At 73.6% G+C, this 17,783-nt stretch carries 15 protein-coding genes, 1 tRNA gene and 1 pseudogene; 6 read left to right on the top strand and 11 right to left on the bottom strand.

Annotation, left to right across the window (positions count from 1 at the left end):
• Positions 1-74: 74 nt before the first annotated feature.
• On the bottom strand, positions 75-569 hold the full coding sequence (locus ABD317_RS19980; RefSeq protein ID WP_027754578.1) for a MarR family transcriptional regulator: 495 nt from the start codon (positions 567-569) through the stop codon (positions 75-77).
• A gap of 71 nt (positions 570-640) precedes the next feature.
• On the opposite strand from ABD317_RS19980, the gene ABD317_RS19975 reads away from it, so the two are divergent.
• Both ABD317_RS19975 and ABD317_RS19970 read left to right on the top strand, forming a co-directional pair.
• Positions 641-1,438 (top strand): trans-aconitate 2-methyltransferase, encoded by a 798-nt coding sequence (locus ABD317_RS19975; RefSeq protein ID WP_344291310.1) that lies wholly within the window; start codon positions 641-643, stop codon positions 1,436-1,438.
• Between the two features lie 152 nt (positions 1,439-1,590).
• On the top strand, positions 1,591-2,223 hold the full coding sequence (locus ABD317_RS19970; RefSeq protein ID WP_344291309.1) for a Uma2 family endonuclease: 633 nt from the start codon (positions 1,591-1,593) through the stop codon (positions 2,221-2,223).
• A 29-nt stretch (positions 2,224-2,252) separates the two neighbouring features.
• Here the strand turns inward: ABD317_RS19970 and ABD317_RS19965 are convergent, their stop codons facing one another.
• Both ABD317_RS19965 and ABD317_RS19960 read right to left on the bottom strand, forming a co-directional pair.
• The gene (locus ABD317_RS19965; protein ID WP_344291312.1) at positions 2,253-2,945 is read right to left on the bottom strand and encodes a TetR family transcriptional regulator; all 693 of its coding nucleotides are present in this window, start codon (positions 2,943-2,945) and stop codon (positions 2,253-2,255) included.
• Positions 2,945-4,003 (bottom strand): acyl-CoA desaturase, encoded by a 1,059-nt coding sequence (locus tag ABD317_RS19960; RefSeq protein WP_344291308.1) that lies wholly within the window; start codon positions 4,001-4,003, stop codon positions 2,945-2,947. The genes ABD317_RS19965 and ABD317_RS19960 overlap by 1 nt, the downstream gene beginning before the upstream one ends.
• A 360-nt stretch (positions 4,004-4,363) precedes the next feature.
• Between ABD317_RS19960 and ppc the strand changes: the two genes are divergently transcribed.
• Positions 4,364-7,156, top strand: coding sequence for a phosphoenolpyruvate carboxylase (gene ppc, locus ABD317_RS19955; protein ID WP_344291307.1), 2,793 nt, complete (start codon positions 4,364-4,366; stop codon positions 7,154-7,156).
• A gap of 108 nt (positions 7,157-7,264) precedes the next feature.
• Here ppc and ABD317_RS19950 read toward each other — a convergent pair whose 3' ends face one another.
• From ABD317_RS19950 to ABD317_RS19925, 6 genes are all read right to left on the bottom strand, one after another.
• Complete coding sequence (locus tag ABD317_RS19950) at positions 7,265-7,972, bottom strand: LPXTG cell wall anchor domain-containing protein (protein WP_344291306.1); 708 nt, start codon at positions 7,970-7,972, stop codon at positions 7,265-7,267.
• Between the two features lie 166 nt (positions 7,973-8,138).
• Positions 8,139-8,729 (bottom strand): aminoacyl-tRNA hydrolase, encoded by a 591-nt coding sequence (gene pth / locus ABD317_RS19945; protein WP_344291304.1) that lies wholly within the window; start codon positions 8,727-8,729, stop codon positions 8,139-8,141.
• 136 nt (positions 8,730-8,865) lie between these two features.
• A complete protein-coding gene (locus ABD317_RS19940) occupies positions 8,866-9,480 on the bottom strand; it encodes a 50S ribosomal protein L25/general stress protein Ctc (protein ID WP_037782430.1) in 615 nt (204 codons plus the stop codon).
• Positions 9,481-9,680: 200 nt separating this feature from the next.
• Entirely contained in the window at positions 9,681-10,658 is a 978-nt protein-coding gene (locus tag ABD317_RS19935; protein WP_027754570.1) for a ribose-phosphate diphosphokinase, read from the bottom strand.
• 97 nt (positions 10,659-10,755) lie between these two features.
• Positions 10,756-12,234, bottom strand: coding sequence for a bifunctional UDP-N-acetylglucosamine diphosphorylase/glucosamine-1-phosphate N-acetyltransferase GlmU (gene glmU, locus ABD317_RS19930; RefSeq protein ID WP_344291303.1), 1,479 nt, complete (start codon positions 12,232-12,234; stop codon positions 10,756-10,758).
• 117 nt (positions 12,235-12,351) lie between these two features.
• A tRNA-Gln gene (locus tag ABD317_RS19925) sits at positions 12,352-12,422 on the bottom strand.
• A gap of 257 nt (positions 12,423-12,679) precedes the next feature.
• Here ABD317_RS19925 and ABD317_RS19920 point away from each other — a divergent pair.
• Complete coding sequence (locus ABD317_RS19920) at positions 12,680-14,404, top strand: sensor histidine kinase (protein ID WP_344291302.1); 1,725 nt, start codon at positions 12,680-12,682, stop codon at positions 14,402-14,404.
• 41 nt (positions 14,405-14,445) lie between these two features.
• On the opposite strand, the gene ABD317_RS19915 is transcribed toward ABD317_RS19920, so the two are convergent.
• Positions 14,446-14,979 carry an SUKH-3 domain-containing protein gene (locus ABD317_RS19915; RefSeq protein WP_344291301.1) on the bottom strand — a complete coding sequence of 178 codons (534 nt, stop codon included), beginning with the start codon at positions 14,977-14,979 and terminating at the stop codon, positions 14,446-14,448.
• Between the two features lie 3 nt (positions 14,980-14,982).
• A complete protein-coding gene (locus tag ABD317_RS19910) occupies positions 14,983-15,486 on the bottom strand; it encodes a YwqJ-related putative deaminase (RefSeq protein ID WP_344291311.1) in 504 nt (167 codons plus the stop codon).
• Positions 15,487-15,851: 365 nt separating this feature from the next.
• Between ABD317_RS19910 and ABD317_RS19905 the strand changes: the two genes are divergently transcribed.
• The gene (locus ABD317_RS19905; protein ID WP_344291300.1) at positions 15,852-16,835 is read left to right on the top strand and encodes an HNH endonuclease; all 984 of its coding nucleotides are present in this window, start codon (positions 15,852-15,854) and stop codon (positions 16,833-16,835) included.
• A 7-nt stretch (positions 16,836-16,842) separates the two neighbouring features.
• Positions 16,843-17,783 (top strand): annotated as a pseudogene (locus ABD317_RS19900) (SUKH-4 family immunity protein); the annotation flags it as partial.

Raw genomic sequence — 17,783 nt, 5'->3', positions numbered from 1 at the left:
ACTCCCGGCGCGTGCCGCGCCGCCCGCGCGCCGTCGGCCAGCCGGGCGGGTGCCGCCGTGCCGCCCGCAGGGCGTTACGGGACGTTGTCGAACGGCGCCGTCAGCCGGCGCAGCAGCGCCGCCAGCTCCCGGCGCTGCTCCGCCGGCAGCTCCGCGAGGATCGCCCGCTCCTGCGCCAGCAGCGCCGCCAGCGCCGCGTCGGCGCGTTCCCGGCCCTCCGCGGTGAGGCGGACGAGCACCCCGCGCCGGTCGCTGGGGTCCGGCAGCCGCTCGACGAGGTCCTTCTTCGCCAGCCGGTCGATGCGGTTGGTCATGGTGCCGGACGTCACCAGGGTCTGGGTCAGGAGCTGGCCGGGGGAGAGCTGGTACGGCTCGCCGGCGCGGCGCAGCGCGGTCAGGACGTCGAACTCCCAGCCCTCCAGGCCGTGTTCGGCGAAGGCCAGCCGGCGCGCCCGGTCGAGGTGGCGGGCCAGCCGGCTCACCCGGCTCAGCACCTCCAGCGGCTCCACGTCGAGGTCGGGGCGCTCCCGGCGCCACGCCGCGACCAGCCGGTCCACCTCGTCCTGCATGCGATCAGTGTAGTGGGTCTGTCGACATGAAGTCTCTTGACATCGAGATATATTGGCGGAACGCTGGTCCCATGACCTCACCCTCCTGGGACCCGCAGCAGTACCTGCGCCACGAGGGGCCCCGCACCCGCCCTCTCATCGACCTCCTCGCCCGCGTCGGGGAGCCGCCGCGCAGCCCCGCCCGGATCGCCGACATCGGCTGCGGCACGGGCAACGGCACCGCGCTGCTCGCCGCCCGCTGGCCCACCGCCCACGTCACCGGATACGACAGCTCGCCCAGCATGCTCCGCGCCGCCGCCGCGCACGCCGGGCCCACCCCCGGCGGGGGCCGGATCGACTTCGCCCGCGCCGACCTCGCCGACTGGACGCCGGAGCCCGGGACGTACGACCTGATCCTCGGCAACGCCGTCCTGCAGTGGGTGCCCGACCACTGGGAGCACTTCCCCCGCTGGCTCGCCGGCCTCGCCCCCGGCGGCACCTTCGCCTTCCAGGTCCCCGGCAACTTCGACGCGCCCAGCCACGCCCTGATGCGGCAGCTCACCCGCGACCCCCGCTGGCGGGAGCGGCTGCGGGGCGTCCTGCGCGACCAGCCGGTGCTGCAGCCCGTCGCGTATCTGGAGCTGCTCTACGACCTCGGCTGCACCGCCGACGCCTGGGAGACCACGTACACCCACCTGCTGCACGGCCCCGACCCGGTGCTGGACTGGGTCACCGGCACCGGCCTGCGCCCCGTCCTCGACGCCCTCGGCGACGAGACCGACGCCTTCGTCACCGCCTACGCGGCCCTCCTGCGCACCGCGTACCCCCCGGGCCCGCACGGCACCCCGTTCCCGTTCCGCCGCATCTTCGCACTGGGAGTCACCCCGTGATCGGGGACGGCGTCCATCCTTCCGGGTGATGATCTGATGAGCCGCACTCCGGCGGTGAGATCGCCGCTAGCGTGACGTCGTCGCTTGTGCCGCTGCGACGCCCACGTCCACACACGCCCACGTCCACACACCGGAGAAGGAGGTGCTTCACGATGACCGCTCTCGCCCATGAGGTCCCGCCCGCCGCTCCCGAGGAGGAGCCCGAGCCGGGTCCCGGCCTCGACGAGGTCCTGTGGGACGTGTGGAAGGCCATGGAGCTTCCGGAGGGCTACCGGGCGGAGATCATCGACGAGTCCGTCGAGGTGTCACCCACAGGCCGCCGCCGTCATGGCATTCTCATCAACCGGCTGCGCCGCGCGCTGGAGGCGCACCTCGCCGACGGCGACCACGCCGCCTACCAGGACGGCAACGTCATCCACCGCCGGACGGTCCTCCTGCCGGATCTCTTCGTCGCCCCCGCCGACCTCGACGAGATCCCCGACGAGGACGACCTCGGCGTCGACGCCGCCGGTGTCGCCCTGGTCGTGGAGGTGACGTCCCCCGGCCGGCGGAACCTCGACCGGGACCGCGTGCGCAAGCGCCGCGCCTACGCCCAGGCCGGCGTCCCCGTCTACGTGATCGTCGACGACTTCGACGATGAGGGCACTGTCGCCGTGCTCAGCGACCCCAAGCCGGGCAAGGGCGGCTACGCGGAGGAGCACCGGGTGCCGTACGGCACCGACGCCGTCGTCCCGGAGGGACCGGCCAAGGGCCTCGTCATCGGCGACGACATCACCCGGCGCTGAGCACGCCCGCCCCCACCCTGGCGCCCGCGCTACGCCCGCCGGTGGCCTATCAGCCGCGGCTTCGCCTCCAGGTCGCCCAGGCCGTGCCAGGCCAGGTTCACCAGATGCGCCGCGACCTCCGCCTTCTTCGGCTTGCGCACGTCCAGCCACCACTGCCCCGTCAGCGCCACCATCCCCACCAGCGCCTGCGCGTACAGCGGCGCCAGCTTCGGATCGAAGCCCCGGGACTTGAACTCCAGCCCCAGGATGTCCTCCACCTGGGTGGCGATGTCGCTGATCAGCGAGGCGAACGAGCCGTGCGACTGGGCCACCGGGGAGTCCCGGACCATGATGCGGAAGCCGTCGGTGTACTCGTCGATGTAGTCCAGCAGCGCGAACGCCGCCTGCTCCAGCAGCTCCCGCGGATGGCCCGCCGTCAGCGCGCTCGCCACCATGTCGAGGAGCTGGCGCATCTCCCGGTCGACGACGACCGCGTACAGCCCCTCCTTGCCGCCGAAGTGCTCGTACACCACCGGCTTGGACACGCCCGCCTTCGACGCGATCTCCTCCACCGACGTCGCCTCGAAGCCGCGCGCCGCGAACAGCGTGCGGCCCACGTCGACGAGCTGCTCGCGGCGCTCCTTGCCCGTCATCCGCCGCCGGGTACGGCGCGGCGGCTTCCCCTCGCCGCCGTCACCGCTGTTGACCGCGCTGCTCTTACCGCCGGTAGCCACGGCTCCCATCATGCCGCGTCGGCGGCGGCCCCCTCACGGCGGGCCGCCCCGGCGGCGGCATCCTTGCCCGCATCCCTGCCCGGGCCGCCCCGCCCGGCGTCGCCGTCCTTGGCGCGCTTCGCCTCGATACGGGACCGGGACGGCCAGCGCACGTCGTACGCCCAGCCGAGCTTCTCGAACCAGCGGATGATCCGCGCGCTGGAGTCGATCTGGCCCTTCATCACGCCGTGCCGGGCGCAGGTCGGGTCCGCATGGTGCAGGTTGTGCCAGGACTCGCCGCCGGACAGGACCGCCAGCCACCACACGTTCCCCGAGCGGTCCCGGGAGCGGAACGGGCGCTTGCCGACCGCGTGGCAGATCGAGTTGATCGACCACGTGACGTGGTGCAGCAGCGCCACCCGCACCAGCGACGCCCAGAAGAACGCCGACAGCGCACCCTGCCACGACCAGGTGACCAGGCCGCCGATCAGCGGCGGGAGCAGCAGCGACACCGTCGTCCACAGCACGAACTGACGCGACACCCGGCGGATCGCCGTGTCCTTGATCAGATCGGGTGCGTACTTCTCCTGCGGCGTCTGCTCCTCGTCGAACATCCAGCCGATGTGCGCCCACCACAGGCCCTTCATCAGCGCCGGGACCGTGTCGCCGAACCGCCAGGGGGAGTGCGGGTCGCCCTCGGCGTCGGAGAACTTGTGGTGCCTGCGGTGGTCCGCCACCCAGCGCACGATCGGGCCCTCGACCGCCATCGACCCGGCGATCGCCAGCGCCACCCGCAGCGGCTTCTTCGCCTTGAACGAGCCGTGCGTGAAGTACCGGTGGAACCCGACGGTCACCCCGTGCAGGCCGACGAAGTACATGACCACCATCAGTCCGAGGTCGAGCCAGCTCACCCCCCAGCCCCAGGCCAGCGGGACCGCCGCAACCAGTGCGACGAACGGCAGCACGATGAAGGCCAGCAGCGTGATCTGCTCGACCGACCTCTTGTTCTCACCGCCGAGCGTCGCGGACTCGGCGGTGACCGTGGCCGAGCGTGGCTGCTCGTCGATCACATCGGACGGAGACGGCATGGGCATCCCTCGGAGGCTGGGGAACATGGACTGAGGAACGAGGAACATGGACTGCGGCATACGAAGCTGAGGCTACGGTCCCGTAACCTACGTTGGCGTAAGTATGGCATGCCTCAGTTGCGGGCTGAAAGAGGCACGTTCCCCACAGGCGTACAAACGCGCCCGTGTGGAAGGAACATCTCTTGAGTGCCCGCAGACGCCCGCTCCCATGCCGCAACCCGGGCGGCTTCGCCCACCCGGGCAACGAAGGGGGCCGACTAGTCTGGGGTCGTCGGACAGCGCGGTCCGCACCTCAGCCCGCCGCGCACCGCAGCGCGCGCGGGTGGAACCACCAGCGCCGCACGCCAAGGAGCCGCACCAGTGACCAGTGCCGACACCCACGCGCCCCGCCCCGCCGGAGCCGCGGGCCCCGACCCGGGCGCCGCGGCCGCCGGCAACGCCGAGCTGCGCGCCGACATCCGCCGCCTCGGCGACCTGCTCGGCGAGACCCTCGTCCGGCAGGACGGGTCCGAGCTGCTGGAGCTCGTCGAGCGCGTCCGCGCCCTCACCCGCACCGACGGCGACGCCGCCGCCGCGCTGCTGCGCACCGTCGACCTGGAGACCGCCGCCCGGCTCGTCCGCGCCTTCTCCACCTACTTCCACCTCGCCAACGTCACCGAGCAGGTGCACCGCGGCCGCGAGTTCCGCACTCGCCGCGCCGCCGAGGGCGGCAGCCTGGCCCGTACGGCCGACATGCTCAAGGACGCCGACCCCGCACACCTGCGCGAGACCATCGCCAGCCTCGGCGTACGCCCCGTCTTCACCGCCCACCCCACCGAGGCCGCGCGCCGCTCCGTCCTCACCAAGCTGCGCGACGTCGCCCGGCTCCTCGAAGCCGACGCCGGCACCTCCACGGCCGACCGCCGCCGCTGCGACCGCCGGCTCGCCGAGGACATCGACCTCATCTGGCAGACCGACGAGCTGCGCGTCGTCCGCCCCGAGCCCGCCGACGAGGCCCGCAACGCCATCTACTACCTCGACGAGCTGAACCGCGGCGCCGTCGGCGACGTCCTCGAAGACCTCGCCGCGGAACTGGAGCGCGTCGGCCTCGACCAGGCCGCCGTACTGCCGCCCGGCACCCGCCCGCTGACCTTCGGCACCTGGATCGGCGGCGACCGCGACGGCAACCCCAACGTCACCCCCCAGGTCACCTGGGACGTGCTCCTGCTGCAGCACGAGCACGGCATCACCGAGGCCATCGGCCACGTCGACGACCTGCGCTCCGCCCTGTCCAACTCCATCCGCAACGGCGGTGCCACCGACGAGCTGCTGGAATCCGTCCGCCGGGACCTGGAGCTGCTCCCCGAGATCAGCCCCCGCTACAAGCGGCTCAACGCCGAGGAGCCGTACCGGCTCAAGGCCACCTGCATCCGGCAGAAGCTCCTCAACACCCGCCGCCGCCTCGCCGAGGGCAGCGCCCACGTGCCCGGCCGCGACTACCTCGGCACCCAGCAGCTCATCGACGAGCTGACCCTCGTGCAGACCTCGCTGCGCGAGCACCGCGGCTCACTCGTCGCCGACGGCCGCCTCGAACGCACCATCCGCACCGTCGCCGCCTTCGGCCTGCAGCTCGCCACCATGGACGTACGCGAACACGCCGACGCCCACCACCACGCCCTCGGCCAGCTCTTCGACCGGCTCGGCGAGGAGTCCTGGCGCTACCTCGACATGCCCCGCGACTACCGCCGCGGCCTGCTCGCCAAGGAGCTGCGCTCCCGCCGCCCCCTCGCGCCCACCCCCGCGCCCCTCGACGCCGCCGGCGCCAAGACCCTCGGCGTCTTCGAAACCGTCAAGAAGGCCATCGACGCCTTCGGCCCCGAGGTCATCGAGTCGTACATCATCTCCATGTGCCAGGGCGCCGACGACGTCTTCGCCGCCGCCGTCCTCGCCCGCGAGGCCGGACTGATCGACCTGCACGCCGGCTGGGCGAAGATCGGCATCGTGCCGCTGCTGGAGACCACCGACGAGCTGAAGATCGCCGACGACCTGCTCGACGCCATGCTCTCCGACCCCTGCTACCGGCGGATCGTCTCCCTCCGCGGCGACGTCCAGGAGGTCATGCTCGGCTACTCCGACTCCTCCAAGTTCGGCGGCATCACCACCTCCCAGTGGGAGATCCACCGCGCCCAGCGCCGGCTCCGCGACGTCGCCCACCGGCACGGCGTACGGCTGCGCCTCTTCCACGGCCGCGGCGGCACCGTCGGCCGCGGCGGCGGCCCCACCCACGACGCGATCCTCGCCCAGCCCTGGGGCACCCTCGAAGGCGAGATCAAGGTCACCGAGCAGGGCGAGGTCATCTCCGACAAGTACCTCGTGCCGTCCCTGGCCCGGGAGAACCTGGAGCTGACCGTCGCCGCCACCCTCCAGGCGTCCGCCCTGCACACCGCGCCCCGGCAGTCCGTCGAGGCGCTCACCCGCTGGGACGCCGCCATGGACGTCGTCTCCGACGCCGCCCACGCCGCCTACCGCCGGCTCGTCGACGACCCCGACCTGCCCGCCTACTTCTTCGCCTCGACCCCCGTCGACCAGCTCGCCGAGCTGCACCTCGGCTCCCGGCCCGCCCGCCGCCCCGACACCGGCGCCGGCCTCGACGGGCTCCGCGCCATCCCCTGGGTCTTCGGCTGGACCCAGTCCCGGCAGATCGTGCCCGGCTGGTTCGGCGTCGGCTCCGGGCTGCGTGCGGCCCGGGAGGCGGGGCTCGACGCCGTCGTGGACGAGGCGTACGAGCACTGGCACTTCTTCCGCAACTTCCTCGCGAACGTCGAGATGACGCTCGCGAAGACCGACCTGCGGATCGCCCGCCACTACGTCGACACGCTCGTCCCCGACGAGCTGAAGCACATCTTCGCCGCCATCGAGGCCGAGCACGAGCTGACGGTCAGCGAGGTGCTGCGCATCACCGGGGAGTCGGAGCTGCTGGAGGCCAACCCGGTGCTGCAGCAGACGTTCCGCATCCGCGACGCGTACCTCGACCCGATCTCGTACCTGCAGGTGACGCTGTTGGGCCGGCAGCGGGAGGCCGCCGAGCGCGGGGAGGAGCCGGATCCGTTGCTGGGGCGGGCGTTGTTGTTGACGGTGAACGGGGTGGCGGCGGGCCTGCGCAACACGGGCTGACCTCCGGTCAGGGTGGCGGGGCGGCGTTGCTGCGGCGCCGGGCCCAGACACGTGCGCGCGGCTCTCACCCCGGGGTGAGAGCCGCGCGCGTGGTCGGCGGTGCCGTCGTCAGGACTGGCGGCCCAGGCCGCGGCGGCGCAGCACCAGGTAGCCGCCCAGGCCCAGGAGACCGGCCGCGACGACCGACACGCCGGTCACCGAAGCACCGGTCGCGGCCAGGCCGTCCGAGTCGTCGCCCCCGCCCTGCGCGCCCGGCGCGCTCGACGCGCTGGGCGTCGCGTCCGCGTCGGACCCGCCCGACGCACCGCCCTCGCTCGGCTCACCCGCGGGCTCGGAAGCCTGGTCCGTCGGGGTGTCCGTCGCCGGCATGCTGGTGGAGGGCGAGGGGCTCTCGGTCGGGTTCTCCATGGTCGGGCAGGTGTGCGAGAGGTTGAACAGCTCCAGCTTGCCGCCCTCCACCTCGGCCACCGCCGAGGTGAGCTGCGCGCCCGGCGCGGACGCGACGTTCGCGTGCTTCCCGGACGGCGGCCCGAACTCGGTGATCACCTGCTCGCCGCCGGGCTCGAAGGTCACCGTCAGCTTCACGAACTCGGAGGAGTTGCCGGGCAGGACGAAGTGCCACCCGTCCTGGTCCCGCGGAACCCCCGGGCACTCCTTCTCCTGCGGAACGCCTCCGGAGGTCGTGGCCGTCGTGCGCGGCAGCTCCTGCCGCAGTTCAACGGTGTACGTGTCCGTCGCCAGGGCCGACGGGGCGGAGAGCAGCAGGGACGCGGCGGCGGCCGCGGCCACCGCACCCACCGAGGCAATGGTGCGCATGGGATACCCAACTTCGTAAGTGAATGGCGTGCAGAGGGAAGTCGGGGGGCAGCTCAGCTTCCGTCTCCGGCGACCTGCAGGTCAAGGCATGTCGTGTACCGCTCATCCCGTTTCGGGGAGTCTGCGCGGAAAGGTCTTTGTCACGGTCTCGTGACAGACCCGCGGGTCAGCCGTTGTACGTGTTCTGGGCCCGCTCCAGGCCCTCCGTGACCAGCGCTTCCACGGCGTCCGCCGCACGGTCCACGAAGTAGTCGAGGTCCTTGCGCTCCGCGGCGGAGAAGTCCTTCAGCACGTAGTCCGCCACCTCCATCCGCCCCGGCGGCCGGCCCACACCGAACCGCACCCGCAGATAGTCGCGCCCGACCGACTTCGACAGCGACTTCAGCCCGTTGTGCCCGTTGTCGCCCCCGCCGAGCTTCAGCCGCAGCGTGCCGTAGTCCAGATCCAGCTCGTCGTGGACGACGACCAGCCGGTCGAGCGCAACCTTGTAGAAGCCCGCGAGCGCCGAGACCTGGCCGCCGGACAGGTTCATGTACGACATCGGCTTCGCCAGCACGATCCGGCGGCTCAGCGGCCCCGGCGGCCCCAGCCGCGCCTCCACGACCTGCGCACGCGACTTGTGCGCCTTGAACCGGCCGCCGGCGCGCCCCGCGAGCAGATCGGCGACCATGAACCCCACGTTGTGCCGGTTGCCCGCATACCCCGGGCCCGGATTGCCCAGGCCCACGACGAGCCACGGCTGCGCTGCGTCCGACATCTGCTGGCTCTCCCTGGAAGCGTGCTCGTCACCGGCGGACCGGCCGCGGACAGACGGCGGCGCCGGCGGCGCCGCCGGGCCGGAACCGGCGCCGGCCGGGGCACCCCCGCCGGCGGCCGGTCCCGGCCCGCCGTGCTCACTCCTCGGACGCGCCCACGCGGGCCTCGCCCTCGGCGGCCTCGCCCTCCGCGGCCTCCGGCTCCTCCGCCGCCTGCGACGCGACGACGTGCAGCACCGGGTCGTCCTCGGCCACCGCGAGCGTCACCCCCGCCGGCAGCTTGACGTCCTTCGCCGTCACCGTCGCGCCCTCCTCCAGGCCCTCGACGCTGACCGTCACCGACTCCGGGATGTGCGTCGCCTCGGCCTCCACCGGCAGCGCGTGCAGCGTGTGCTCCAGCAGGTTCCCGCCCGGCGCCAGGTCGCCCTCCACCTGGATCGGGATCTCGACCGAGACCTTCTCGCCCCGCTTCACCACCAGCAGGTCGACGTGCGTCAGCACACCGCTCCGCAGGATGTCGCGCTGCACGTCCTTCGGGATGACCAGCTCCGACTTGCCGTCCACCTCAAGGCTGATCAGTACGTTCGACGTCTTCAGCGCCATCAGCAGGTCGTAGCTCGGCAGCGCCACGTGCCGCGGGGCGCCGCCGTGCCCGTACACCACACCGGGAACCTTGTCCTGACGGCGCAGCCGACGGGCCGCACCCTTGCCGGTCTCGGTCCGCGGCTCGGCGGTGATCTTGTACTCGGCCATGACTGCACTCCTCGCAGTAGGTGAAGCTGACGGGACGGTCACCCGGCCGCAATCGGCCTGCTACGAAGAGCGCGTCGATAACGGAGCACCGACCGGAACCGGACGAACCGGAGCGGCCTCCCTCGCCGAGCAACTCCGGGAGTCTACCCGGCGGCGGGAGGCCGCCCCAAGTCGAGGGCCGCCGACCGCCTCCGGCACGGCTACGCGTGCTCCTCGAAAAGGCTGGTCACCGACCCGTCCTCGAACACCTCGCGCACCGCCCGCGCGATCACCGGCGCCATCGACAGCACCGTGATCTTGTCCAGGTCCAGCTCACTCGGCGTCGGCAGCGTGTTGGTGAAGATGAACTCGCTGACCTTCGACCCCTTCAACCGGTCACCCGCCGGCCCCGACAGCACCCCGTGCGTCGCCGCCACGATCACGTCCTCCGCGCCGTTCGCGAACAGCGCGTCCGCCGCCGCACAGATCGTGCCGCCGGTGTCCACCATGTCGTCCACCAGCACGCACACCCGGCCCTCCACGTGCCCGACGACCTCGTGCACCGTCACCTGGTGCGCCACATCCGGGTCCCGCCGCTTGTGCACGATCGCCAGCGGCGCACCCAGCCGGTCACCCCAGCGGTCCGCCACCCGCACCCGCCCCGCGTCCGGCGACACCACCGTCAGCTTCGACCGGTCCGTCTTCGACGCCACGTAGTCCGCCAGCACCGGCAGCGCGAACAGATGGTCCACCGGGCCGTCGAAGAAGCCCTGGATCTGGTCCGTGTGCAGATCCACGGTCAGAATCCGGTCCGCCCCCGCCGTCTTCAGCAGATCAGCGATCAGCCGCGCCGAAATCGGCTCCCGGCCCCGGTGCTTCTTGTCCTGCCGCGCATAACCGTAGAACGGGACGATCGCGGTGATGCTCCGCGCCGACGCCCGCTTCAGCGCATCCACCATGATCATCTGCTCCATGATCCACTGGTTGATGGGCGTCGTGTGGCTCTGCATCACGAAACAGTCGGCCCCCCGCGCCGACTCCTGGAAACGGACGTAGATCTCGCCGTTGGCGAAGTCGAACGCCTTGGTCGGAACGAGGCCCACACCGAGCTGGTGCGCGACCTCCTCGGCTAGCTGGGGGTAGCCGCGGCCGGTGAAGAGCATGAGCTTCTTCTGGCCGGTCGTCTTGATCCCGGTCACAGCACGTTCTCCTCGGTGTCGGGGCAGGCGGCCGGGCGGGCGGCCGGTCGGGTGTCCTACTCACCGTACGCCCCCGAGGAGCCCCGTTACGCATGTGTCACCCCGCCTGACCGGCGGCCTCGTCCCCCGCACCCCCCTCACGACCCGCCGCCTCCGCCGCCCGCGCCGCCGCACTCCCCGGCCGCTTACGCGCCACCCAGCCCTCGATATTGCGCTGCTGACCCCGCGCCACGGCCAGCGAACCGGGCGGCACATCCTTCGTGATCACCGACCCCGCCGCCGTATAAGAACCGTCCCCGATAGTGACCGGCGCAACAAGCATGTTGTCCGCCCCCGTACGGCAATGACTCCCGATCGTCGTGTGGTGCTTCGCCAACCCGTCGTAGTTGACGAACACACTCGCCGCACCGATGTTCGTGAACTCACCGATCGTCGCGTCCCCCACATACGACAGATGCGGCACCTTCGTACCCGCACCCACATCCGCGTTCTTCATCTCCACGTACGTGCCCGCCTTCGCCCCCACGCCCAGCCGCGTCCCCGGCCGCAGATACGCGTACGGACCCACACGCGCCTCCGGCCCGATCTCCGCCCCCTCCGCAACCGCGTTCAGCACCCGCGCCCCCGCGCCCACCGCCGTGTCCGTCAACGTGCACCCCGGCCCCACCTCGGCACCCGTCCCCAGATGCGTCGCCCCCTGCAACTGCGTCTGCGGATGCACCACCGCATCCGCCTCACACGTCACCGTCACGTCGAACCACGTCGACGCCGGATCCACCACCGTCACCCCCGCCAGCATCGCGTCCCGCAGCAGCCGGTCGTTGAGCAGCCGGCGCGCCTCGGCCAGCTGCACACGGTTGTTGATCCCCAGGATCTCGCGGTGGTCCGCGGCCGGCGACGCCCCCACCCGGTGCCCCGCGGCACGCAGGATCCCCAGCACGTCCGTCAGATACTCCTCGCCCTGGCTGTTGTCCCGCCGCACCTGCGTCAGCGCGGACGCCAGCAGCTTCGCGTCGAACGCGAACACCCCGGAGTTGATCTCCCGGATCTCCCGCTGCGCGGCGGAGGCGTCCTTGTGCTCCACGATCCCCGTCACCGCCCCGGCCGCACCCTCGCGGACGATCCGCCCGTACCCGGTCGCGTCCGGCACCTCGGCGGTCAGCACCGTCACGGCGTTCCCGTCGGCGGCGTGCGCCCCCGCCAGCCGCGCCAGCGTCTCCCCGCTCAGCAACGGCGTGTCCCCGCACACCACCACCACGGTCCCGTCCAGCTCCACCCCGCCCCCGGCCAGCTCCTCCAGCGCGATCCGCACGGCGTGCCCGGTGCCGTTCTGCTCCCGCTGCACGACGGCACGCGCCCGCGGGGCGACCTCGCCCAGATGCGCGGTGACGGCCTCGCGGCCGTGCCCGACGACCACGACGAGGTGCTCGGGGCCCAGCTCACCGGCGGCGGCGACGACGTGCCCGACGAGGGAGCGACCACAGATGCGGTGCAGGACCTTGGGGGTCGCGGACTTCATCCGGGTGCCCTCGCCCGCGGCGAGTACGACGACGGCTGCGGGGCGGTTCGCGGTCACGTGAGGTCCTTACGCAGGCGGAATCGGGGATACCGGCAGGATACCGAGGGGGTACGCGGGGGTAACGCAAACGGGCCCCGGCGACCGCCGGAGCCCAGGGGGAGTTGCGCGTCGAAGCTCCCGGGGAAGGAATCGAACCCTCATTCAATGGACCAAAACCATTTGTCCTGCCATTAGACGACCCGGGATAGTTCGTCCCCGATGTCCGATTCGGCGACCGAGGCGGGTTGCGGCCACCACTATGCCGTACCGCCACCCATCAATGCGACGGCGGAGGCCCGCGCCTTGCGGAACGCGAACCCCCGGGCGGGCCCGGCGCGTCCGCGAATATGCGGTCGATTCGACAGTTCAGAGCTTATCGCGCGGTTTCGTGTGCGTTCGAATCCGTTGCGTGCTGACGAACCCGACGCCTGTCCGTGCGCTAACCGCCCTTACGCTGGTTGGTATGACCACGTCGGGGGAAGCCGTGAGCGAGGTCTCCGGGGGGCGGAGGCCGCTCTGGTGGTGGGGGCGGCGCCGGTCGATGGTGCTGGACGTGGGGCTGGCGGTGGCGTCGGTCGGGGAGTGTGCGGCGCAGGGGGTGCCGTTCGCCCGGGACACCGGGCTGCCGCTGGGGTTCGTGATCGTGCTGGGGGTCGTCGCGGGCAGCGCGCTGGTGCTGCGGCGGCGGTGGCCGATCGTCCCCGTGCTGGTGGCGATCGCGGTCACGCCCGCGGAGATGGGTTTCCTGCTGAACATCGTCGGCCTCTACACCCTGGCCGCCTCCGACATCCCGCGGCGCATCACCGGCGCGCTGGCCGGGATGTCGGTGTCCGCCGTGACCATTGTCACGTTCGTGCAGATGTACCGGACCTTCGAGGACCACGGCCGGGACTCCCCGGTGGCGCTGGCCGCGCTCGTCGCCGTGCTGATGTCGGTCGGCGTGACGTTGCCGCCGCTGCTGCTCGGGCTGTACGTGGGCGCGCGGCGCCGGCTCGTGGAGAGCCTGCGGGAGCGGGCCGACGGGCTGGAGCGGGAGCTGTCGCTGCTCGCGGAGCGGGCGGAGGAGCGGGCCGTGTGGGCACGGCGCGAGGAGCGGACGCGGATCGCGCGGGACATGCACGACGTGGTGGCGCACCGGGTGAGCCTGATGGTGGTGCACGCGGCGGCGCTGGAGCGGGTGGCGCTCAACGATCCGGAGAAGGCGGCGCGGAATGCGGCGCTGGTCGGGGACATGGGGCGGCAGGCGCTGACGGAGCTGCGGGAGATGCTGGGCGTGCTGCGGATGCCGGCCGGGTCGGTGGCGCCGCCGGGGGGCGGGGCTGCTTCCCGTGCCGGGGGCGCGGCGGGCGGAGACGGGTCTGCTGGGTCTGCTGGGTCTGCGGAGTCCGCCGGGGCGGGTGCGGAGGCGGCCTCCTCCGGGTCGGCCGGCGCCGGTGAGGCGGCGGCGGAGTCCGGGTCCGGCCGGGCGCCGGGTGGCGGCGGTGCCGTGGACGGTGGCGGGGCGGCGGGTCGGCGGCCCGCGGAGGTCGGTGCGGGGGCGAACGGCGGGTCGGCGGGCGGCGGTACGGGCGGGGGCGCGGAGTCCGGTACGGATGCCGGGGCCGGGTTCGGTACGGGTGCCGGGGCTGGTGCGGGCGCAGGGTCGGATGCCGGTGCCGGGTCCGGTGCGGGTGCTGGCCACGTGCGGGTCGGCGGCGGGGCGGAAGCCGGTGCCGGGGTCGGCGGCGGGGCGCGCGGGGCCGGGCGGGGCGCGTACCGCGGCGGGGGAGCGGGCGGCGCCGACGGTGCCGGCCCGGGGCCGGGTCTGGGCGACCTGGAGTCGCTCGTCGGCGAGTCCCGCGTCGCGGGCATGGCGGTGGACTTCGCGGAGGAGGGCGACCCCGGCCCGTACGCCGCCGAGGTGGAGCAGACGGTCTACCGCGTGGTGCAGGAGGCGCTGACCAACGTCCACAAGCACGCCCCGGGCGCCAAGACCCGGGTGCTGCTCGCGCACCGGCTCGCGGAGGTGGCGGTGCTGGTGACCAACGGGCCGTCCGACGGCGCCTCGCAGAGCGCCGGGCTGCCGAGCGGCGGGAACGGCCTGGTGGGCATGCGTGAGCGCGTGACGGGCCTGGGCGGCGGCTTCGTCTCGGGTCCGACGGAGGCCGGCGGCTTCCGCGTGTCCGCGGTCCTCCCCAGCGGGGCGTAGCGCCGGGCCCCGCGCCCCCGCCGTCGCGCAGCTACCGCGACCTACCCCGCCGCCTCCGCCGTGAGCCGCCGCGGCTCCAGCCCCGTCACCAGCGTCACCAGCGTTTCGTCCACGCTGCGGCCCAGGAACCAGTCCCCGGTGTGGTCCAGCGCGTACCCGCGGCCGTCGGCGTCGACCGCGAGCACCGCCTGCGCCGTGGTGCCGTCCGGGGCGAGTTCCGCGCCGAGCGGGCACAGCTCCGTCTGCAGGGCGCGGCCCAGGTCGGCGAGCGTCCGGGTCAGGTGGAGGCCGTGTATCGGGTCGACGTGCAGGTCGGCGGGGCCCAGCTGGCGGCCGGGGCCGTCGCCGACGATGCGCAGGCCGCCGAACTCGGCCCATGCCTCGACCGCCGCGGGGAACACCGCGTGCACGTGTCCGCCGGGGGACACGTGTGCCCGGAGCGCGTCGGCCCAGCTTTCGGCCTGTCTTATGTCCCAGCGGCCCGGCGCCCAGCCGGCCGCACGCAGCGCGCTGTCCACCTCGACGGGGAAGCGCGTGTGGTGCGCGGCCAGGTCGCGCGGGTCCGTGGGGACCACGGCTCAGTCCTCGGCGTGCGCGTCGCCGACGGTGCGCACGCCGAAGTGGGTGAGGAGGGCGGCGCAGGAGCGGCAGGGCGGCGCGTACCGCCCGTGCAGCGGGTCGCCGTCCTCGCGGATGTGCCGGGCGGTGATCTTCGCGTGCTTCAGGGCCCGGCGGGCTTCTCCCACGGAGAGCGGCTTGCGCGCGGCCCGTTTGCCGCGGGCGGCCTCGACGGCGGCGAGGTGCCGCGAGATCAGCACGGCCTCGGGGCAGCGGCCGGTGAACCGCTCGCGGCGGCCGCTGGCGAGCGTGTCGAGGAAGTCCTGGACCAGTGGGTGGAGCAGGGGGCCGCGGTCGGCGCGGCCGGCCGTGCAGGTGAGGGTCTGGCCGCGGACCGAGAGGGCGGCGCCGACGGCCGGCAGGACGCCGTCGCGTCTGCTGGCGAGGCGGGGTGCGCCGTCGCCGGGCGCCGTGTCGCGCCAGCCGGTGCGGGGGTCGGCCGCCGGGCCCGTCCCCGTCCCGATGTCGGTTTCCAGGTGTCCGTACGGTGTGTCCGTGTCGCCGAACGGGCCGCCCGTAGCGCCGTACGGGCCGCCGCCGGTGAGCGGATCAGCTGTGTCTGAGCGTGCGTGCATAGCGGTAAGAGCCTCCCCCGTGAAACTCCGCTGTCTCGCGTCGTCCAGCTTGCCACATACGTACGACACGACACCCGGGACGCTTTCCGCACCGGCGTGCGCCTGCTCCGCGCCGGGTCCGCCGCTGGGCAAGTCCGTCATTGCGGAGCAGATCACGCCGCTTGCCGGGGCGCTGTCTGACCAGGGCGGGACCGGCGGCCGTGGCACCCCATAGGCTGTGTTTTGACGGAGACCAACGGCAGGGGGCTTACGCGATGACGTCAGGTCGGCGAGGAACGACCGCCGCACCGCCCAACGCGGCATACGCCGGGCAGGTCGTGAACTTCCCGGACCCCGTCCGGGCTGCCAGACACCCCCGCGGCGTCCGGGTCGACGCCGCCGGTTATCCGGACTTCTCGCCGTACGCGCGCGCGGCGGCGGAGATCGCCGAGCCTCCGGAGGGTTTCGGCATCGACGAGCTGCGGCTGACGGACTACGTGTCGGCGAACGCGGCGCTGCGCGCGCAGGGCCACGAGTTGTGGTCCACGCTGCCGCCTTCGGCGACGCCGCACGGCTGGACGTGGCACCACGTCGCCGGGACGCGGCGCATGGAGCTCGTGCCGGCCGACGTGAAGGCGCTGCTGCGGCACCACGGGGGGCTGGCCACCGCGGCCGTCGACCAGGAGAAGCGGGGCACGCGCCCGCTGCAGGAGACCCGGCCGGTGCACTTCACGCTGCCGCGGGACGGTGCCGCGGTCACGGAGGAGCAGGTCGCCGGCGTCGAGGCGGATCTCGGTTACCGGCTGCCGGGCGCGTACCGCGACTTCCTGAAGGCGGCGGGCGGCTGCGCGCCGGTCGGCGCGGCGCTGGACCCGGAGCTGGGGCTGCTGGTCGACCAGCCGTTCTTCACGGTGCGGGACGAGGCGGCCGTCAACGATCTGGTCTACGTCAACAAGTGCCTGCGCGACCATCTGACGAAGGACTATCTCGGTGTCGCGTTCCTGCAGGGCGGGGTGCTGGCGCTGCAGACGAGGGGCCGCCGGCGCGGCAGCGTGTGGTTCTGCCCGTATGACGACGCACGGGACCAGGGCGATGCGGGCTGGTCGGTCGAGGAGCGGGTGGAGCGGCTGCTGCTGTTCTGCGGGGAGGACTTCGACGCCTTCCTGGACCGGCTGGTCGGCGGCCCGCCGGAGCTGGAGACCGTGGCGAATCTGATGGTGGACGGCGGCTTCGCGCGCGCCGTGCCGGTGGAGGGGTGAGACGGTGATGGTCACCTTCGCACAGGCGCAGGAACGCGCCGACTCGTGGATCAACGGCGGGGTGCCGGAGCAGCGGCGGCGCGAGGTCAAGGTGCGGGAGTTCGAGCTGGGCTTCGTGGCCTGGGCCGAGATCCCGGCCGGGGCGGTGCCGGAGGGCTCGGGGGCGCGGCTGGTCATCGCCCGCGACTCGGGCGACACGACGCTGTGGCCGGCGCTGCCGGTCGGCGAGGTGATCCGGCGCTACGAGGAGGAGTACGGCGGCGCGGAGGCGGCGGCGCCGCGGGAGGCGCAGCCGGGTGAGCGGGTGGATCTGGGGGCGACGTCGTTCCTGCTGACGCCGCCGGAGTGGCTGCAGGAGGCGGCGGACCAGATCGGTATTCCGCGGCGCGGGCCGGGTGCCTCGGGGGGCGGGGGCCGGCACGCGGCGCCGTCGGGCGGTCCGGGCGCGCCGGGTGGTCCGGGGTCCGCGGACGGCGGCTGGTCGTCGGCGCCGGGTGGTGCGGGTGCGCCGTACGGGCCGGAGGGCTCCGGCGGGTCGTCGGGCGCGGCCGCCTCCGGTACGCCGTCGGCGCCGGGCGGCTCCGGTTCGCCGTACGCGGCGGGGGGCGCGGGTGCGTCGGGGGCGTCCGGTTCGGTGGGTCCGCGGGTGGACCCGACCGCGCCCGCGGCGGCGGCGCCGACGCCCTGGAACGACACCAACTCCCGCGGCGACGACGACGCGGCTTCCGTGCCGCTGCCGGAGACGGTCCTGTCGTCGCAGCTCCCGGAGCCGCCGGACGGCCCGTACCCGCCGCCGCCCGGCGCGGGGAGCCAGCCCGGCGCGCCGGGGTCCCCGGGCGCCCCCGGCGCCGCGCCCTCCGGCGCGGGCGCCCCGCCCCCGCCCCGCCCGGGCCGCTACCCCCGCGCCCAGGGCGGGCCCGGCGCCCCCGGCGCCCCCGGCGCCCCCGG

The sequence above is a fragment of the Streptomyces synnematoformans genome, assembly GCF_039531005.1.
In the GTDB taxonomy this organism is placed as follows: Bacteria; Actinomycetota; Actinomycetes; order Streptomycetales; family Streptomycetaceae; genus Streptomyces; species Streptomyces synnematoformans.
This window is presented reverse-complemented; position numbering and strand designations above follow the sequence as displayed.

Excerpts from the sequence above, each read along its gene's own strand:
- ABD317_RS19980 (WP_027754578.1), bottom strand. The coding sequence starts at position 569 with ATGCAGGACGAGGTGGACCGGCTGGTCGCGGCGTGGCGCCGGGAGCGC.
- ABD317_RS19975 (WP_344291310.1), top strand. The coding sequence starts at position 641 with ATGACCTCACCCTCCTGGGACCCGCAGCAGTACCTGCGCCACGAGGGG.
- ABD317_RS19970 (WP_344291309.1), top strand. The coding sequence starts at position 1,591 with ATGACCGCTCTCGCCCATGAGGTCCCGCCCGCCGCTCCCGAGGAGGAG.
- ABD317_RS19965 (WP_344291312.1), bottom strand. The coding sequence starts at position 2,945 with ATGGGAGCCGTGGCTACCGGCGGTAAGAGCAGCGCGGTCAACAGCGGT.
- ABD317_RS19960 (WP_344291308.1), bottom strand. The coding sequence starts at position 4,003 with ATGCCGTCTCCGTCCGATGTGATCGACGAGCAGCCACGCTCGGCCACG.
- ABD317_RS19950 (WP_344291306.1), bottom strand. The coding sequence starts at position 7,972 with ATGCGCACCATTGCCTCGGTGGGTGCGGTGGCCGCGGCCGCCGCCGCG.
- pth (WP_344291304.1), bottom strand. The coding sequence starts at position 8,729 with ATGTCGGACGCAGCGCAGCCGTGGCTCGTCGTGGGCCTGGGCAATCCG.
- ABD317_RS19940 (WP_037782430.1), bottom strand. The coding sequence starts at position 9,480 with ATGGCCGAGTACAAGATCACCGCCGAGCCGCGGACCGAGACCGGCAAG.
- ABD317_RS19920 (WP_344291302.1), top strand. The coding sequence starts at position 12,680 with ATGACCACGTCGGGGGAAGCCGTGAGCGAGGTCTCCGGGGGGCGGAGG.
- ABD317_RS19905 (WP_344291300.1), top strand. The coding sequence starts at position 15,852 with ATGACGTCAGGTCGGCGAGGAACGACCGCCGCACCGCCCAACGCGGCA.